Annotated in this window: 13 protein-coding genes and 1 riboswitch; of the genes, 2 read left to right on the top strand and 11 right to left on the bottom strand. The window is 37.0% G+C overall.

What is annotated here, in order from left to right; all coding sequences use genetic code 11:
• Positions 1-21: 21 nt before the first annotated feature.
• The 8 genes from FGL89_RS05805 to FGL89_RS05770 all read right to left on the bottom strand — a co-directional run bounded on the left by FGL89_RS05805 (position 22) and on the right by FGL89_RS05770 (position 7,438).
• Positions 22-885, bottom strand: coding sequence for a helix-turn-helix domain-containing protein (locus tag FGL89_RS05805; protein WP_014974908.1), 864 nt, complete (start codon positions 883-885; stop codon positions 22-24).
• Positions 885-2,018: a D-alanine--D-alanine ligase family protein gene (locus FGL89_RS05800; RefSeq protein WP_014974909.1), complete on the bottom strand. Its 1,134-nt coding sequence runs from the start codon at positions 2,016-2,018 to the stop codon at positions 885-887. The genes FGL89_RS05805 and FGL89_RS05800 overlap by 1 nt, the downstream gene beginning before the upstream one ends.
• A 56-nt stretch (positions 2,019-2,074) precedes the next feature.
• The gene (locus FGL89_RS05795) at positions 2,075-3,055 is read right to left on the bottom strand and encodes a DUF2785 domain-containing protein (protein ID WP_014974910.1); all 981 of its coding nucleotides are present in this window, start codon (positions 3,053-3,055) and stop codon (positions 2,075-2,077) included.
• Positions 3,055-4,275 carry an FtsW/RodA/SpoVE family cell cycle protein gene (locus FGL89_RS05790; protein ID WP_014974911.1) on the bottom strand — a complete coding sequence of 407 codons (1,221 nt, stop codon included), beginning with the start codon at positions 4,273-4,275 and terminating at the stop codon, positions 3,055-3,057. Before FGL89_RS05790 ends, FGL89_RS05795 begins: the two co-directional genes overlap by 1 nt.
• Before the next feature lie 65 nt (positions 4,276-4,340).
• Positions 4,341-4,550: a DUF2969 family protein gene (locus tag FGL89_RS05785; RefSeq protein WP_014974912.1), complete on the bottom strand. Its 210-nt coding sequence runs from the start codon at positions 4,548-4,550 to the stop codon at positions 4,341-4,343.
• A gap of 2 nt (positions 4,551-4,552) precedes the next feature.
• Positions 4,553-5,545 (bottom strand): rod shape-determining protein, encoded by a 993-nt coding sequence (mreB, locus tag FGL89_RS05780; protein WP_014974913.1) that lies wholly within the window; start codon positions 5,543-5,545, stop codon positions 4,553-4,555.
• A gap of 99 nt (positions 5,546-5,644) precedes the next feature.
• Positions 5,645-5,866 (bottom strand): DUF1146 family protein, encoded by a 222-nt coding sequence (locus FGL89_RS05775; protein ID WP_014974914.1) that lies wholly within the window; start codon positions 5,864-5,866, stop codon positions 5,645-5,647.
• 132 nt (positions 5,867-5,998) lie between these two features.
• Complete coding sequence (locus FGL89_RS05770) at positions 5,999-7,438, bottom strand: amino acid permease (RefSeq protein WP_014974915.1); 1,440 nt, start codon at positions 7,436-7,438, stop codon at positions 5,999-6,001.
• An 83-nt stretch (positions 7,439-7,521) separates the two neighbouring features.
• Positions 7,522-7,690, bottom strand: a riboswitch (Lysine riboswitch).
• A gap of 229 nt (positions 7,691-7,919) precedes the next feature.
• Between FGL89_RS05770 and FGL89_RS05765 the strand changes: the two genes are divergently transcribed.
• Positions 7,920-9,140 (top strand): LCP family protein, encoded by a 1,221-nt coding sequence (locus FGL89_RS05765; RefSeq protein ID WP_014974916.1) that lies wholly within the window; start codon positions 7,920-7,922, stop codon positions 9,138-9,140.
• Between the two features lie 57 nt (positions 9,141-9,197).
• Here the strand turns inward: FGL89_RS05765 and trpS are convergent, their stop codons facing one another.
• Positions 9,198-10,214 carry a tryptophan--tRNA ligase gene (trpS, locus tag FGL89_RS05760; protein WP_014974917.1) on the bottom strand — a complete coding sequence of 339 codons (1,017 nt, stop codon included), beginning with the start codon at positions 10,212-10,214 and terminating at the stop codon, positions 9,198-9,200.
• 158 nt (positions 10,215-10,372) lie between these two features.
• Between trpS and FGL89_RS05755 the strand changes: the two genes are divergently transcribed.
• On the top strand, positions 10,373-11,383 hold the full coding sequence (locus FGL89_RS05755) for a ketopantoate reductase family protein (protein ID WP_014974918.1): 1,011 nt from the start codon (positions 10,373-10,375) through the stop codon (positions 11,381-11,383).
• Positions 11,384-11,589: 206 nt separating this feature from the next.
• Here the strand turns inward: FGL89_RS05755 and FGL89_RS05750 are convergent, their stop codons facing one another.
• Both FGL89_RS05750 and FGL89_RS05745 read right to left on the bottom strand, forming a co-directional pair.
• The gene (locus tag FGL89_RS05750; RefSeq protein WP_186727193.1) at positions 11,590-13,527 is read right to left on the bottom strand and encodes a KxYKxGKxW signal peptide domain-containing protein; all 1,938 of its coding nucleotides are present in this window, start codon (positions 13,525-13,527) and stop codon (positions 11,590-11,592) included.
• Positions 13,528-13,685: 158 nt separating this feature from the next.
• On the bottom strand, positions 13,686-14,621 hold the full coding sequence (locus tag FGL89_RS05745; RefSeq protein WP_014974920.1) for a DUF1810 family protein: 936 nt from the start codon (positions 14,619-14,621) through the stop codon (positions 13,686-13,688).
• Positions 14,622-14,662: the final 41 nt, after the last annotated feature.

Genomic DNA, 14,662 nt, shown 5'->3' with positions numbered 1-14,662 from the left:
CTTTTTACTACTGCACTACTTTTAAAAATTTACTATATCTTTTTCTGACAGACGTGTTGCCATATCCTCGTGATTTGTAAGATACGCCGCTACATGAGCAATATGTATTTGACGATTGGTTTCTTGAATATTACCACGTTGCTTTTCAACATCAGATAGCAGCTCACTCAAATCCGATACCCAGAACAAATCAGCACGTTGACGTAATGCTTGAAGTGCTTCTGTTAAAATATCAGCGGCTTTATCAAGTTCATTTTGTGCGATCAAAAATTCAGCGTATGCTTTACGTCCCTGCAAAGCACCATGAAATTCCAATTCACTTGCTGTGAATAAATCCGGTTCTAAATCATAAGCTAGTTTAAATTTTTCTTTAGCTGTTTCAATATCACCATTTTCATAACAACAAACACCCATGCGATTATAAGAATAAAAAAGGTAAAAATCACCTAGTGATGGGGTATTTCTATCAACAGCCTTTTCCGCATAATATACACCATTAGCAAAATCATGTTGATTATGTGCATCAGATGCTTTTAAAATATAATATGCTTGTAACGTTGGTGAATTTTGACTTAAAGCTTTTTCGAATTCATGAAATTCTTCTATGGCATTGTTATCCCTCTGTAAAACAACTCTTGCCAGTAATTTTTTGGCTTTTTGTGTTAGAAAATCACCTGACACAAATTGAGATATATCGAGGTTCAGCCGATCTAAAATAGCTAATAAGACATCGGCATTTGGCACACGGTCCTGGTTCTCAACTAAAGAAATAGTTGCTTGCGTCGTAATACCTTCTGCTAACTCAACTTGTGATAAATGCATCTTCTTACGCGCATCACGGATAACTTGACCATCGAAGCTATCACTTTTATTCTTTTTTAACATTAATTAAATTTCCCTACTTTTTCTGTACCCAATGCAACAAACTGATAACTAAGTTGTGTATTTTTTTCAAATTCTTCAAATCCATATGTAATTAACAGATCAACTAACTGGGCATTACTGATATTTGAATAATCCCATAACCGCTTAAATAATGACATATTTGTAAATCCTGGCAATGTATTGGGCTCCCCCAAGTAAGGTACATTATTTTCATCTAACAGAAAATCCATTCGAGCCTCACCACGCAAATTCAACACCTTATAAGCATTAAGTGCCATTTCTTTGACTTCCTGCGTCACTTTAGCCGATAGCTTAGCAGGTATTTCGAATTGTACTTCTGAGTTATCTACAAATTTGTTTTTATAATCATACCAACCATCACCATCACCTTGATTAGGTACAGTATGCGCACCAATTTCTGATACTAGCGGTTCATCGTTACCAATGACACCGACTTCTAATTCCTGTGGTCCTTTAACTGCTTGTTCAATTAAAACCTTATAGTCATATTGGAATGAATCCAGCAATGCAGCCGAAAATTCCTCTGCATTCGTTGCACGAGAAATGCCAACAGAAGAACCTTGATTAGCAGCCTTAACAAAAACGACATCTCCAAATTCAGCAACAACCTGGTCCCATGTCCAATTCTGAGCTGTTTGTTGATCAACTACAACATATTTAGTATTACGAATACCATTTAACGTTAATAATTCTTTGGTCAATGCTTTATCAAAACTTACTGCGTGACCACGCAATGGTGCGCCCACGTAAGGCTTGTTCAATAATTTAAATAATCCTTGCAATGTACCATCTTCACCCAAATTACCATGAACAACAGGAAAGAAAATATCAAAATCGCCCCCATTACGTAAAGCATTAATACGGGCTAAAGGATCCATTTGATCAATAGACGCCATAAAAGTATCTACAATAGGCTGTTCATCTTCTAAGGCTAAGACTCGTTTTGAACTTTCAGGATCTAAAAAGAAACCATTTTGTGCAATGGCAAAAACTGTCACATCATATTTTCCCGTAGCAATAATTGCATCATAAAAGTTTTGCGCAGAACGTTTAGAAACATCATGTTCTGACGAGTTTCCACCAAATAGTAAAGCAACATGTTTTTTAGTCATTATATTTTACTCCGAATTTTATTATATCAAGATGGGTCAATATTTAGCAAGATTGTCTATACCAAGTAATCTTTAGTTTGATCAACATACCTATATATTTCGCTAGGTACCTCTTCTTTACCACATAGGATAATGGCATTAAAAAACCGCGATCGGTTATATAATTGATGCCAGTGTGCTTCAGTTTGCTTCGGTTGCTGAGTAACAATATCTTTACGCCAAATTTTTAATGTAACAAGAAGATAATCCGCATATAATTGATGTTGGTTAGCTAAATGAATAACTACTTCAACTAATCTGTCTGTTTCTCCCATGACCAACGGTTGCTTTAATTCACGATAACCAGCTAAAATGCTAGCTAATAAAAATAATTTATCCGCTCTCATCAACCGAGGCATTAAAAATAATTCAGCGATAGCATTACTAATGTGCGTAAACGCATGTGCCCATCCATTAGTGCCAATAAAGCCGCGTGTATCTCTTTCTAATGCCGCATACAAGGCTACCTGTTCAATCACTTCATCAACTTCTTTTACACCCAAAAAAGGGGTTTTTGTACGTTGAACAAATAAAAGTAATGATAAAATCAGCATGCTAAATGCTCTTTGATAGACAGCATCATTTTCTGGTTCTAAAATATGAGCAAATAATTGTTCATCTGAAATCAGATATTTTGTCAGCCATCGCAATTGTTCTGCCGATACCATATCGTTTTGGATGACATAACTCAAGAAAAAGAAAGCGCCAGTATCACGATATTGGGGTAATGGATTAGCAAGTTGTGCCACTACTTGCTGTAATAGTTCAATTGAAATATTCTCTTCTGGTACACTATCTTCTAAATCATCACTATAGGCTTTTATCTTCTCTAAAACGGTTTCACCATCATCTGGTAAAGCAACTGTAGTAGCCGCTTGAGGCGCTGCGCGGCTCAGTATATCTGCCATCAAATCGCCCAATGATTGAAATAAGTCACCCTGCCTTGTTTTTTGGTGTAATAAATGAAATTCTTGGTGTAATCTATCTAATTGCGTCATCAAATTGAAAATCCTGTCGATTCGGTAAAGGTTGATTTCTTTTGTTGGTAACCAATTGACAGAATAAGACCAACACCAATCAAGTTACCTAACAAAGAAGAACCACCTTGTGAAATAAATGGTAAGGGAATACCGGTTAATGGTAACAGCCCGATACTCATACCGATGTTTTCAAAAACATGAAAAAGTACCATCATCACAACTCCTGTAGCAATATAAGCATAAAAAGCATTTTGGGCTTTAAATGTTGCACGGATCAACATGTAGATCAAGCCAAAGTACAACCCGATAAGCAACGTACCACCAATAAAGCCAAAGCTCTCACCAATAACTGAAAAAATCATATCTGATTCACGTACCGGTACATAAACCGTTAAATTACCAAAACCGTTACCTGTTAATTGACCAGATCCGATCGCTTTTAAACTCTGGTATGTTTGATAACCCGAAGCAGAGGTATCTTGATCAGGATGTAACCACGTTTGTATACGAGCAAATTGGTACAACTTAAATCCAAGTGCATCCAAAATCATCTTCCCAGCTGTTGATGTCACCAGTGCTAGCAATGTTGCACCAACGGCTGCAACTACAGCAATCATGGGGGCTAAAATACGCCATGTTACACCGGAAACTAATGCCACACCACCAAAAATAGCAATAAACACTAAGAGCGTCCCAAGATCATTTTGTAAAGCGATTAATGCTGCTACCGGTAAAAACCATAGTGCCATTTTTCCCAATAATAACCAATCTTTAGCTGTATCATGTTGCTGGTATAAACGATTATGTTGTGCCACAACACGACTTATCATTAAGATAAAAGCCGGTTTCACAACTTCTGAGGGTTGAAAAGAAATTGGACCAAAAATGAACCATGACCGCGCACCAGTTAAATTAGCCATTTGCCGATTATAAAAAATCAACACTGCAATCAACAGAAAAATCCCAAATCCATAAGCTACAAGTGCTAATCGCCATAGTTGCGATGCATCAAAACGCAATAAAAACGCAATAATCACAGCACCTATAATCCAAAATACGCCCTGAATTATGGTAGCACGTATCGCCGACTGCATCGTACCGTATTGCGCATGCAATGACGCCTGAAAAACCGAGCTCAAGCCAATGATCATAAATAGTAGAAGGGCTAAAATAATTCCCCAGTCCAATTCCGATCCTGATGTACGATTACTCATTTGTCTTGATGACGTGCGTTGCATGACATTCCCTCATTTATGTACAAACCCTTATCACAAATTATGATAAGGGCTTTTTGTGACTTATTTTACTGATATAAATTAAAGCTAGCCAAAACGGCTTGTAAAGCCTCATCTTGTGTTTTGGCTTGATTAATAATTGCTTGCTGACCAAAATAGCCAACAAAACCTCGATCAGCTTTTTGGATATACCCAACTTGCTTTTGATTAATTAAAACTTGTGTTTGATTATCTTCTTCAACAATCTCAACATCAAAGTTTTGGTTTTTCTTACGCATAATTAGAATCCTCTACGGTTTGACTTCATGTGTTCAAGCAAAGCACCAGCACCTTTGGCAACATTATCTAATGGTGAATCTGACACAACTACGGGCACTTCCAAAGCATCCGACAAAAGTTGATCCATACCATGTAACAAGGCACCACCGCCAGTTAGCATAATACCACGATCAATAATATCAGCAGCTAATTCAGGAGGTAGTTTGGCTAATACTGAGTGTGTTGCACGGACAATTTGTTGCAAAGTGTCATGTAATGCTTCTTCCACTTCATTGGAATCAATTGTGATCGTCTTTGGCATGCCTTCAAAGTTATCACGTCCACGTACTTCCATGGTAATAGGTTCATCTACAGGTAGCGCTGATCCAATTTGAATTTTAATCGTTTCGGCCGTACGTTCCCCAACAATTAAGTTATGGCGACGTTTCAAGTAACCCACAATATCAAAGTTCATTTTATCACCAGCAACACGGATAGACTCTGATACCACAATATCTCCTAATGATAACACTGCAATATCTGAAGTACCACCACCCATATCAATAACCATTGAGCCGATAGGCTTAAAAATATCTAATCCCGCACCAACAGCTGCAACTTTCGGCTCATATTCTAGATATACTTTTGCGCCACCAGCTTTTTCGGCAGCTTGGATAATAGCTTTACGCTCAATTTCAGTAATATTGGTAGGTGCACAAATCATAATATTAGGCTTTGACATAAAACCTTTAACATTTAATTTATCCACGAAATAAGTCAACATGGCTTCTGTGACATCAAAATCCGAAATAACGCCATCTTTCAATGGCCGAACGGCACGTATATTTCCAGGTGTTCTGCCCACCATACGGTAAGCTTCCGAACCAACTGACAAAACACGATCTGTTTTGTCGTCCACTGCGACAACAGAAGGCTCATTTAAAACAATACCTTTACCTTCTACATAAATGAGAACATTGGCTGTTCCCAAGTCAATGCCAATATCTTTTGCCATGTATTTTCTCCAAATTTTTATTTCTATAAACGGGCACTAATGTGCCAACTTGTCTACATAATCTTCTCAATTATACCATATTTACCATAGGTTTTTCGGTTACTTTTTAAAGACTGCTGCTGGCATATCGATCACCCATCCAGCTGCTGAAATGAAGAAACTAGCCAATAAATAACCCATAATGATCGCCAAAATAACTTTTAAAAAACGGGCTTGGACTGGCGTAAATGGCATCAACCGAGCAAAATTGATTGGGCGAATTATCCAAAAGGCAAAATAAATAGCTAATAGATTAAGGCTCAAAGTAAATATTGGACTCATTATTGTCCTCCTCGATTTAATAATAATATTGATTAGCTAGCGTTCAGTTTAATAGTACTATTATATCAGTTAACAAATGTTTTTATATTAATATAAAAACATCACTCATAAAGTGATGTTTACACTAAATATTCAACGGTGTTGCTCCAAGTCAACATCCTCTAATTTAATCATCTTAGTTTTGTGTGTTATTTTATACCAAACAAATAAGACAATAAACAGCGGCACTGACAAATAAGTAATCGCAATTTTTTCAAGATTCAAATTTGTGAAACTAGCAGGATCTTGTCCAATGATCACCCCAATTGAGATAATCAAAGCAAATATTGGCCCAAATGGGAACCATTTTGCTTTATATTTCAAATCATTCAAGTCTTTACCTTGTGCCACATAAGCACGTCGGAAACGATAGTGAGATATTGCAATACCTACCCAAGCTATAAAGCCTGTCAAACCAGAAGCATTAACAAGCCAAGTATAAGCAACTGAACCACCTTTTGTATTAGAAATAAAAGCTAATAGTCCAATCAGTGTTGTCAAAATCAGAGCAAATACAGGCACACCACGAGTTGATAACCTAGAGAATATTTTTGGTGCATCGCCTTTACGTGCCATAGCGTACAGCATGCGTGTTGAAGCATAAGACCCTGAATTAGCTGAAGAAACAATTGATGTTAAAATGACAGCATTCATCAAACTTGCAGCAAAAGCAATTCCTGCATTTTTAAACACGATGGTAAAAGGTGAAACAGCAATATTTTCTGTTGATGAACTCAATAAACGCGGATCTTGATAATAAACTAAAGCAGAAATAACAAAAATTGCTAAAATATAAAATAGTAAAATACGCCAAAATACTTGGTTAATGGCCTTGGGCACTGACTTGTCAGGATCCTTAGCTTCACCAGCCGTAATACCAATTAATTCAGTGCCTTGAAATGAAAATCCCGCGACAACAAAAACTGATAAAATAGCCTGTGGCCCACCGACAAAGCCATGATTACCAACAGATAAGTTCTTCATCACATCAATATTTGAATGAATAACACCAAAAATTGTCGCAATACCGATAATCAAAAACGCGATAATCGTAATCACTTTGATCATAGATAACCAAAATTCAGTTTCGCCGAAAGCACCCACTGAAAATAAATTGATCAAAAAAATGAGTACCAACGCGATTGATGAAAAAATCCATCCAGGTGTATTTGGAAACCAAAATTTTGTTACTAACCCAACGGCAACAATATCAACAGCTAAAGTAATCGCCCAGTTAAACCAATAATTCCAACCCATGGCAAATCCTAAAGCTGGGTCAACATATTTACCGGCATAGTCAGAAAATGACCCAGATGTTGGTGCATATGTTGCCATTTCACCTAAACTCGTCATTAAAAAATACACCATCACACCAATTGCTAAGTAAGCAACGATTGCACCTAATGGCCCTGCTTGTGCCACAGTAGCACCTGATGCAACAAACAGTCCTGTTCCAATTGATCCACCTAAGGCAATCATTGAAACATGACGTGTCTTCAAATTACGTTTTATACCAGCATTTTCTTCAGTCATGAAACTCTCCTTGTCGAGGCAAATAAAAAAACCTCTGTCTATGGTTAGAAAAAGGTTTCGTTCAAAAAGTCAGTTTAAAATTAACTTTCCAAAGCGCACCACGTTTCCGTGACAGTCTAACAACTATTAATTGTCAGCCCAATTTCATTATGCCATAAATGAAATTTCGGCAACCGCTCCTTTTACATAAGTTCACTGTCTTTGGCAGACTAGCTTATATGACTAATATTGGTTGCATCCTCTTTGATAACTAGGATATTATAGCACTTTTTAAAATAGTGTGTCAATAAAACGAAACATTTGACCAGCTACCTCATACCATGATAATTTAGTTCCTATGCCTTTGTCCAAAACTAAAGCATTATAATATAATATCTTTTAAAATATTTAACTTTATTTTTATACTAATCAGTTATACTAGTATATAGTTGCTTTTTATTTTAATAACTACTATTCATACTACATTAGGAGCTCTTTCCGCATGGATAATAATACACAGACGCCGACGCGTGCTGAAAAAAATCAAGTAAAAAAACATCGTGTTCGTAACACTATTTTAGTTTTACTAGCTATTATCATCCTTACTGCTGGTGGTTTATCTTGGTGGGCTTTTAAAAACACTAAAGGTGCTATCGATGAATCTTATGCTGGAACTGGCGTAAATAAATCACGTAATGTATCTAATGTGGTTAAAAGCGGACGTCCAATCTCTATCTTACTATATGGGACAGATACTGGGGAATTGGGACGTACCTACAAGGGACGCACTGACTCAATGATGTTATTGCTAGTTAATCCTGAAACACAAAAAACAACAATGATATCCTTAGCACGAGATGCTATGGTTTCGATTGTTGGTTATGAAGATACTTTCCCTCAAAAGTTAAATGCTGCCTATGCCTATGGCTCAACTTCTACTTCAATTAAAACTGTTGAATCTTTTTTGAACATTCCAGTTGATTTCTACGCTTTGGTCAATATGTCCGGATTATCCAAGATGGTTGATCAAGTTGGTGGTATTTCAATTAAATCACCGATTGACTTTGTCTACAGTCAAGAAACTGCACATGCTTATGGCCCTAATTTATATCGTTTCCATAAAGGTGAGACAAAATATGAACACTCTGATGATAATGGCAAAACATGGTCAAAATCAAGAACAGTCATGGATGGCGATGCTGCTCTAGCTTTCTCTCGTATGCGCTATGACGACCCAAATGGTGATTACGGTCGCCAGCAACGACAACGCATTGTGCTGGAAGGTCTCATCAATAAATCTGCCAATGTATCAAGTTTACTCAATAATCAGTTTATGTCAACGATTTCAAAAAATGTACGCACTGATTTAACATTTGGTGATATGACAACGCTAGCAAGTAAATACATTAAAGCTAAAAATAATATTGTAACTGAACATATGCAAGGTGTTGGTACAAGTTATCCTGATTCTGAGGGTAATAACGTTGCATATGAAGTTATTCCTCAAAAAGAAAAGCAACGCGTCACTGATTTAGCGCGTAAAACGCTCGGATTAAAAAGTGAAAACACTGGCTTACCGTACGGCGGTGAAGTGCCAAGTGAACTATCAGCCATTGCGGCTTCTTTACGCCCTTCTGAAGATGGCGGTAAAACAACCCCTGACGACCCAGCAACTGCTAATACGTTAGATGATTCAAATAATGAAAATACTACAGGACAATAAGTAAAAGCAGGCAATTCTCAATGAGAACTGCCTGCTTTTATTTTACTTTTATCTCATTTAACCAAAGTAATCAATGCCCATCGCATGACGAACATCTTTCATTGTCGCTTCGGCAACAGCATTAGCGCGCTCAGATCCGTCCTTTAACATACGCATCACCTCAGGAATATCTTGAGCAAATGTTTGACGTTTTTCTCTTATTGGGGCCAATTCTGTTTCCATAACCTCAATCAAATAGCGCTTTAACTTCATATCACCCAAACCACCAGCCATATACTGCTCTTTTAACACTTGCACAGCTTGCTTATCAGGATCAAAAATATCTAAATAAGTAAAGACGACATTTCCTTCTACATGCCCTGGGTCAGCAATGTTGATATGTAATGGATCTGTGTACATTGATTTTACTTTTTTAGCTAACGTATCAGCGTCATCTGAAAGATAAATCCCATTATTTAGTGATTTTGACATTTTAGCATTACCATCAATACCTGGTAAGCGCCCTTGCCCTTTAGGCGGAAAGACACCTACAGGCTCAACTAGGACATCAGAATTATAAGCACTATTAAATGAACGTACTAGCTCACGTGTCTGTTCAATCATCGGTTCTTGATCATCACCGACCGGTACCTTGGTTGCACGAAAAATCGTAATATCGGCGGCTTGTGATACAGGATAAGTTAAAAAACCAGCTGGAATGCCTTCACCAAAGCCTTTTTGAGCGATTTCAGATTTGACTGTTGGATTGCGTTGCAAACGAGCAACGGAAACTAAATTCATAAAATAATCTGTTAATTCTGGCAAACCTTTAATTTGTGACTGAACAAAGATAGTTGTTTTGCTAGGGTCAATCCCCACGGCTAAATAATCCAACGCCACTTCGGTTAACGATTGCCTGATTTTTTCTGGATTACGGGCATTGTCGGTAAACGCCTGTGTATCCGCAATCATGACAAAGGGATCGTAGTCTCCTGAATTTTGCATGGCTACACGGTTTTTTAACGACCCAATATAGTGACCAATATGTAATTTACCAGTTGGACGATCACCTGTTAAATAAATTTCTCTAGACATCTTAATTCCTTCTATTTCGAAATGTGCAAACGCACTATTACTTCATTATACGGTAATTTTCATGAGTTGTACAAATTAAAAAATTAAATTTTGACTTGACTTAAATTAGAGTTAAGATTAGAATTATATCATCAATAATTAATAGGAGGATTCATATTATGAAATATGCAGTAGTTGGTGCGGGCGCTATGGGGTTGAGATATGGGATTTTACTTCAAGAAAATGCTGGTGTTGCAGTTGATTTTATTGAACCAACACAAGCTAGTCTCGATAAAATCCATGAGCAGGATGATCAAGTGTGGAAATCACGCGATCATCAAGACAAACATAAAATTAAAATTAATATTTTCTCACCTGAAGAATATAATGGTACGCCTGATGTTTGGATATTTTTTATGAAACAAATGCAGTTACAAGATGCACTTGATCGTCTAAAGCCAAAATTCAAACCTGGACAAACAGCATTAGGTGCGATGAACGGTATGGGACACATTGAAAAGTTACAAAATTATTTCGATGATGCCCATATTATTGGTGGTACAGCTATGATCGCTACCGTATTAAATGATTACGGGGATGTTGACTTTATGGGTGCTGAGAGTGCCGGCTCATCCGTTTATGCAAACTTAACTGAGCAGCCTTCAGAAACCATGGACTTGCTTCAAAAAGATTTTCAAGCAGCACATTTGAATCCATCTTACACTGAAAATTTCATGGGAACATTGCTTACTAAAGTCTTTTTTAACGCAGTTGAAAATTCAATTGCAACAATGTTCCAGTCACGTATGGGGCAGTTAATGGCCTATGATAACTTTTTAGAGGGTATCGCACGTCCCTTGATTAATGAAGCTTATGATGCCGCTGAAGCAGCTGGTATCAAACTGATTGAAACACGTGATGAAATGGTGGCCCAAGTGGACTATGTTTCTAACGTCGCTAATCCACTTCATTTCCCTTCAATGTATCAAGATTTTGTTAAAGGACGTCCCACAGAAGTGGATTATATCAATGGTTGGATTGCTGATTTGGCTGATAAGCACGGTACACAAGCACCTAATCACCGACTAGTGACACATTTCGTACATCTAGCAGAATCTATGCGTGAATTTACACCACCAGTTAATAAATTAGCACCTGATTATAAAGAGGCAGCTGCTACTCAAGCTTAATCTATGGTTCTTTTGCAAAACAGCAAATAATTGCATTAAAATATAATAAGATAGTACCCCTAGGGAATATGATAATATTTGATTACAAAATCAACATTATTACATTTCCTAGGGGCTTTTCGTCTCTAATACTAGATTTGAACTCAAAAAAGCCTCTAACGCCAGATTTTCCGGTCATTAAAAGCTTGGTTTAATTTACTATACAATTATCCACGCACAACAACATTCATAGCACTTGGGGTTTTCCAACCTAACGCGTAGTTATTATGGTTAACGTAATGCCAATTATTTGTACTAATATAATATTCTCTTTTTGAATTTGCATAGGGGTCAGAAATTAAAAATTGATTATTATTATAACCAACAATCGTCATCACATGAAATGCTCGCCCTAATTGCCAATAATAATCCCCCCATGTCACAATTGGATTACCATTTAACAACTCACTGATCACATCATTAACAGAGGCACCTGTTATATCAACAATGTTATTATCAAATTTTTTCATACTGGACGCAAGTTTAGAAGCAAATACTGTTTCAGTTTTAGCGCTACCAACACCCTTTGGGTTACCATAAAATCCGGTGCTTGGTGTCTTATGATAACCATACCCAGTTGCATTATAGATTTTTGGCAAGCTATAGTATTTATTTTTGTTAGATAAAGCTATCTGTAAAGCGGTTGCTTCACACCCCTCTGGGTAACCTTCATTAAGTTGTGAATACCAATTATGTCTCAATGTCACATTGTCTACGTCACCAGCATGGTTAACATGATATGAATTCATATTATGATCATTAAAATAGCGATTACGATACTGCTTATAGTCACTACCATAATACTCTAACCCTATTTTACTATATTTTCTAAACCCTTTGACAGCATCACCATTGGCACTTAAATAATAATAGGTATTCCCCGTTTTTGCATAGGTATTACGTACTTGTTTGTAGTCCTGTCCGTAATATTCTAAACCTTTATCATAATGGCGAACACCCTTGACAGCATCACCATTGGCACTTAAGTAATAATAGGTATTCCCCGTTTTTGCATAGGTATTACGTACTTGTTTGTAGTCCTGTCCGTAATATTCTAAACCTTTATCATAATGGCGAACACCCTTGACAGCATCTCCATCGGCACTTAAGTAATAATAGGTATTCCCTGTTTTTGCATAGGCATTACGTACTTGTTTGTAGTCCTGTCCGTAATATTCTAAACCTTTATCATAATGGCGAACACCCTTGACAGCATCACCATTGGCACCTAAGTAATAATAGGTATTGTTTGTTTTAATATAATTATTACGTACCTGTTTCAAATCTTGACCATAATATTCCAAGCCATCACGATAGTGTCGTAATCCCGTGATTGCATGCCCATCAAACAAATCAAAAAACATATAAGTTTGGTTTTGTTTGAGATAGCCATAATGCATTTGACCGGTATTATTATCATAATAAACAGTTTTATGTGCCAATTGCGTTAATCCTTTGGATTGAACACCGTCTGTACCAAAATTATACCATCTATTATCAATATGCTTTTCGCCCGTCACCATATTCCCATTTTGGTAATATTTTGTTTGTCCGTTTTCGGTAATAAAACCATTTTTCGAATTAACTTCTGGTATTGTCACTGTCTTTTTTTGTGGCTGAGTTGCCGCTGGTATCTTATTCTCAGTACTTTTATATTCAGGTTGTATATCATGGTACGTGCCAGTTACGTTGCTTGTGGCACTTGAACTCGTTTGTCCCTGATACGCTTTTACCGGTGCTGTTTGCGCATCAGGTGTTGTTGCTTGAACATTACTAGATGATACTTGGTCGTCTGGTAATTTCGTTGCACTTGACAGTGTGGCATCATTATCTTTTGTGACAGTTGCTGGCGTTGACTGTTCCATCTTCGATTGATCAGCCGTTTCACTTGCAGAACGAGATGATGTATATGAACTGTCGGACTGACTGGATATACTTTGACTAGACTGAACCTTTGTTTCGCCTTGTGTTGACTCTGTTAATGTGTCAGCTAAAATATTTTGACTAGATACCCCCATAGCCATTGTCACAAAGGCTGTTACCATGACCGTAAAAATAAATTTTCCGGACTTGTATAATTTATAATGTTGTTTTGAATTTTTCATGCTACTCCCACCCCTAAATTTAAGCATTATTTCTACTTTAGTTATTTTATCACTTTCGTTTATCAAAATAAATATCTACTTTAATGACAGCATGAAATAAAAAATAGATATTTAATGATCAAATATCTATGATATTCCAATTTAGCATGTAGAAAACATTACTCTAATAACTCTAATGTCGCTTGGTGCTGTTGACCATCAAAATATTTGTCCAATGCCTGTTGATATAAGCCTTTTATATCAGATGCCTTAATAAAAATCGTCAAACTGGCTTGAAATTTTATGGCATCTACTTCACCGAGCAAAGCAACTGGATCATCATTTTGCCATGCTAAAGTAACCTTAATGATATTTTCTAAACGTTGACGTAGTCGCTCATTTTCTAAATATGCGCGCGCCTCCTGAATACCGTCTAAACCGTAATATGTTGCGCGCTCACTACTACCTAAGCCACGTAACTGTGGCAAAACATACCACATCCAGTGCGTTTGCTTTTGTCCATTGTTCAATTCCTTGATAGCATCATTATAGCTATTAACACCAACAATTCGACCATCTTGTGCATCAATAAACCGTTGCAGTTCACTATTAATTGTTAACATCTGTGTTGTTCCTGTTGCTTTATATTGACGATACACACGATACACAGCTTGCCCAGAAAAAGTCAAATGTTCATGATCTATAGTTTTAAGACTCATCCATTTTTTGGCATCAATTTCTGTGGCATCTAACTCACCAGCTTCATCTTGCCAGTCTTGCAACAAAAAAACGTTATTGTACAACTTAGCAACATCCCCATTAGGATAATGTGCGATATAATGGCGACCAGAAATAGCACCAATCAATTGCAACTTTTCTGGATCAGCATGGACACCAGCCTCTTCCAAGGCTTCGCGTGCTGCATTTTCTTGCCATGACATTTCGGGTTCAATATAACCACCCGGAAAAGCCCAGCCATCAAAATCACGGTTATAAATCATCAATAACTCACCTTGATTATTTTCAATAACCACATCGCTTGTAGGCATCACCAATTCAAAATCATGGCCCACAATTTCACGAATTTTAGCAACATAAGAATCTTTATATGGCATTAGTTTATGACACTGATGTATCGTTCGGATTAAGCCCTAAC

The sequence above is a fragment of the Leuconostoc carnosum genome (assembly GCF_007954525.1).
Classification (GTDB): Bacteria; Bacillota; Bacilli; order Lactobacillales; family Lactobacillaceae; genus Leuconostoc; species Leuconostoc carnosum.
The sequence above is the reverse complement of the archived record's forward strand: the minus strand, read 5'-3'. Positions and strand labels throughout refer to the sequence as shown.

Excerpts from the sequence above, each read along its gene's own strand:
- FGL89_RS05805 (WP_014974908.1), bottom strand. The coding sequence starts at position 885 with ATGTTAAAAAAGAATAAAAGTGATAGCTTCGATGGTCAAGTTATCCGT.
- mreB (WP_014974913.1), bottom strand. The coding sequence starts at position 5,545 with ATGGCAAAAGATATTGGCATTGACTTGGGAACAGCCAATGTTCTCATT.
- FGL89_RS05770 (WP_014974915.1), bottom strand. The coding sequence starts at position 7,438 with ATGACTGAAGAAAATGCTGGTATAAAACGTAATTTGAAGACACGTCAT.
- FGL89_RS05775 (WP_014974914.1), bottom strand. The coding sequence starts at position 5,866 with ATGAGTCCAATATTTACTTTGAGCCTTAATCTATTAGCTATTTATTTT.
- FGL89_RS05785 (WP_014974912.1), bottom strand. The coding sequence starts at position 4,550 with ATGCGTAAGAAAAACCAAAACTTTGATGTTGAGATTGTTGAAGAAGAT.
- FGL89_RS05755 (WP_014974918.1), top strand. The coding sequence starts at position 10,373 with ATGAAATATGCAGTAGTTGGTGCGGGCGCTATGGGGTTGAGATATGGG.
- FGL89_RS05745 (WP_014974920.1), bottom strand. The coding sequence starts at position 14,621 with ATGCCATATAAAGATTCTTATGTTGCTAAAATTCGTGAAATTGTGGGC.
- FGL89_RS05800 (WP_014974909.1), bottom strand. The coding sequence starts at position 2,018 with ATGACTAAAAAACATGTTGCTTTACTATTTGGTGGAAACTCGTCAGAA.
- FGL89_RS05765 (WP_014974916.1), top strand. The coding sequence starts at position 7,920 with ATGGATAATAATACACAGACGCCGACGCGTGCTGAAAAAAATCAAGTA.
- trpS (WP_014974917.1), bottom strand. The coding sequence starts at position 10,214 with ATGTCTAGAGAAATTTATTTAACAGGTGATCGTCCAACTGGTAAATTA.
- FGL89_RS05790 (WP_014974911.1), bottom strand. The coding sequence starts at position 4,275 with ATGCAACGCACGTCATCAAGACAAATGAGTAATCGTACATCAGGATCG.
- FGL89_RS05795 (WP_014974910.1), bottom strand. The coding sequence starts at position 3,055 with ATGACGCAATTAGATAGATTACACCAAGAATTTCATTTATTACACCAA.
- FGL89_RS05750 (WP_186727193.1), bottom strand. The coding sequence starts at position 13,527 with ATGAAAAATTCAAAACAACATTATAAATTATACAAGTCCGGAAAATTT.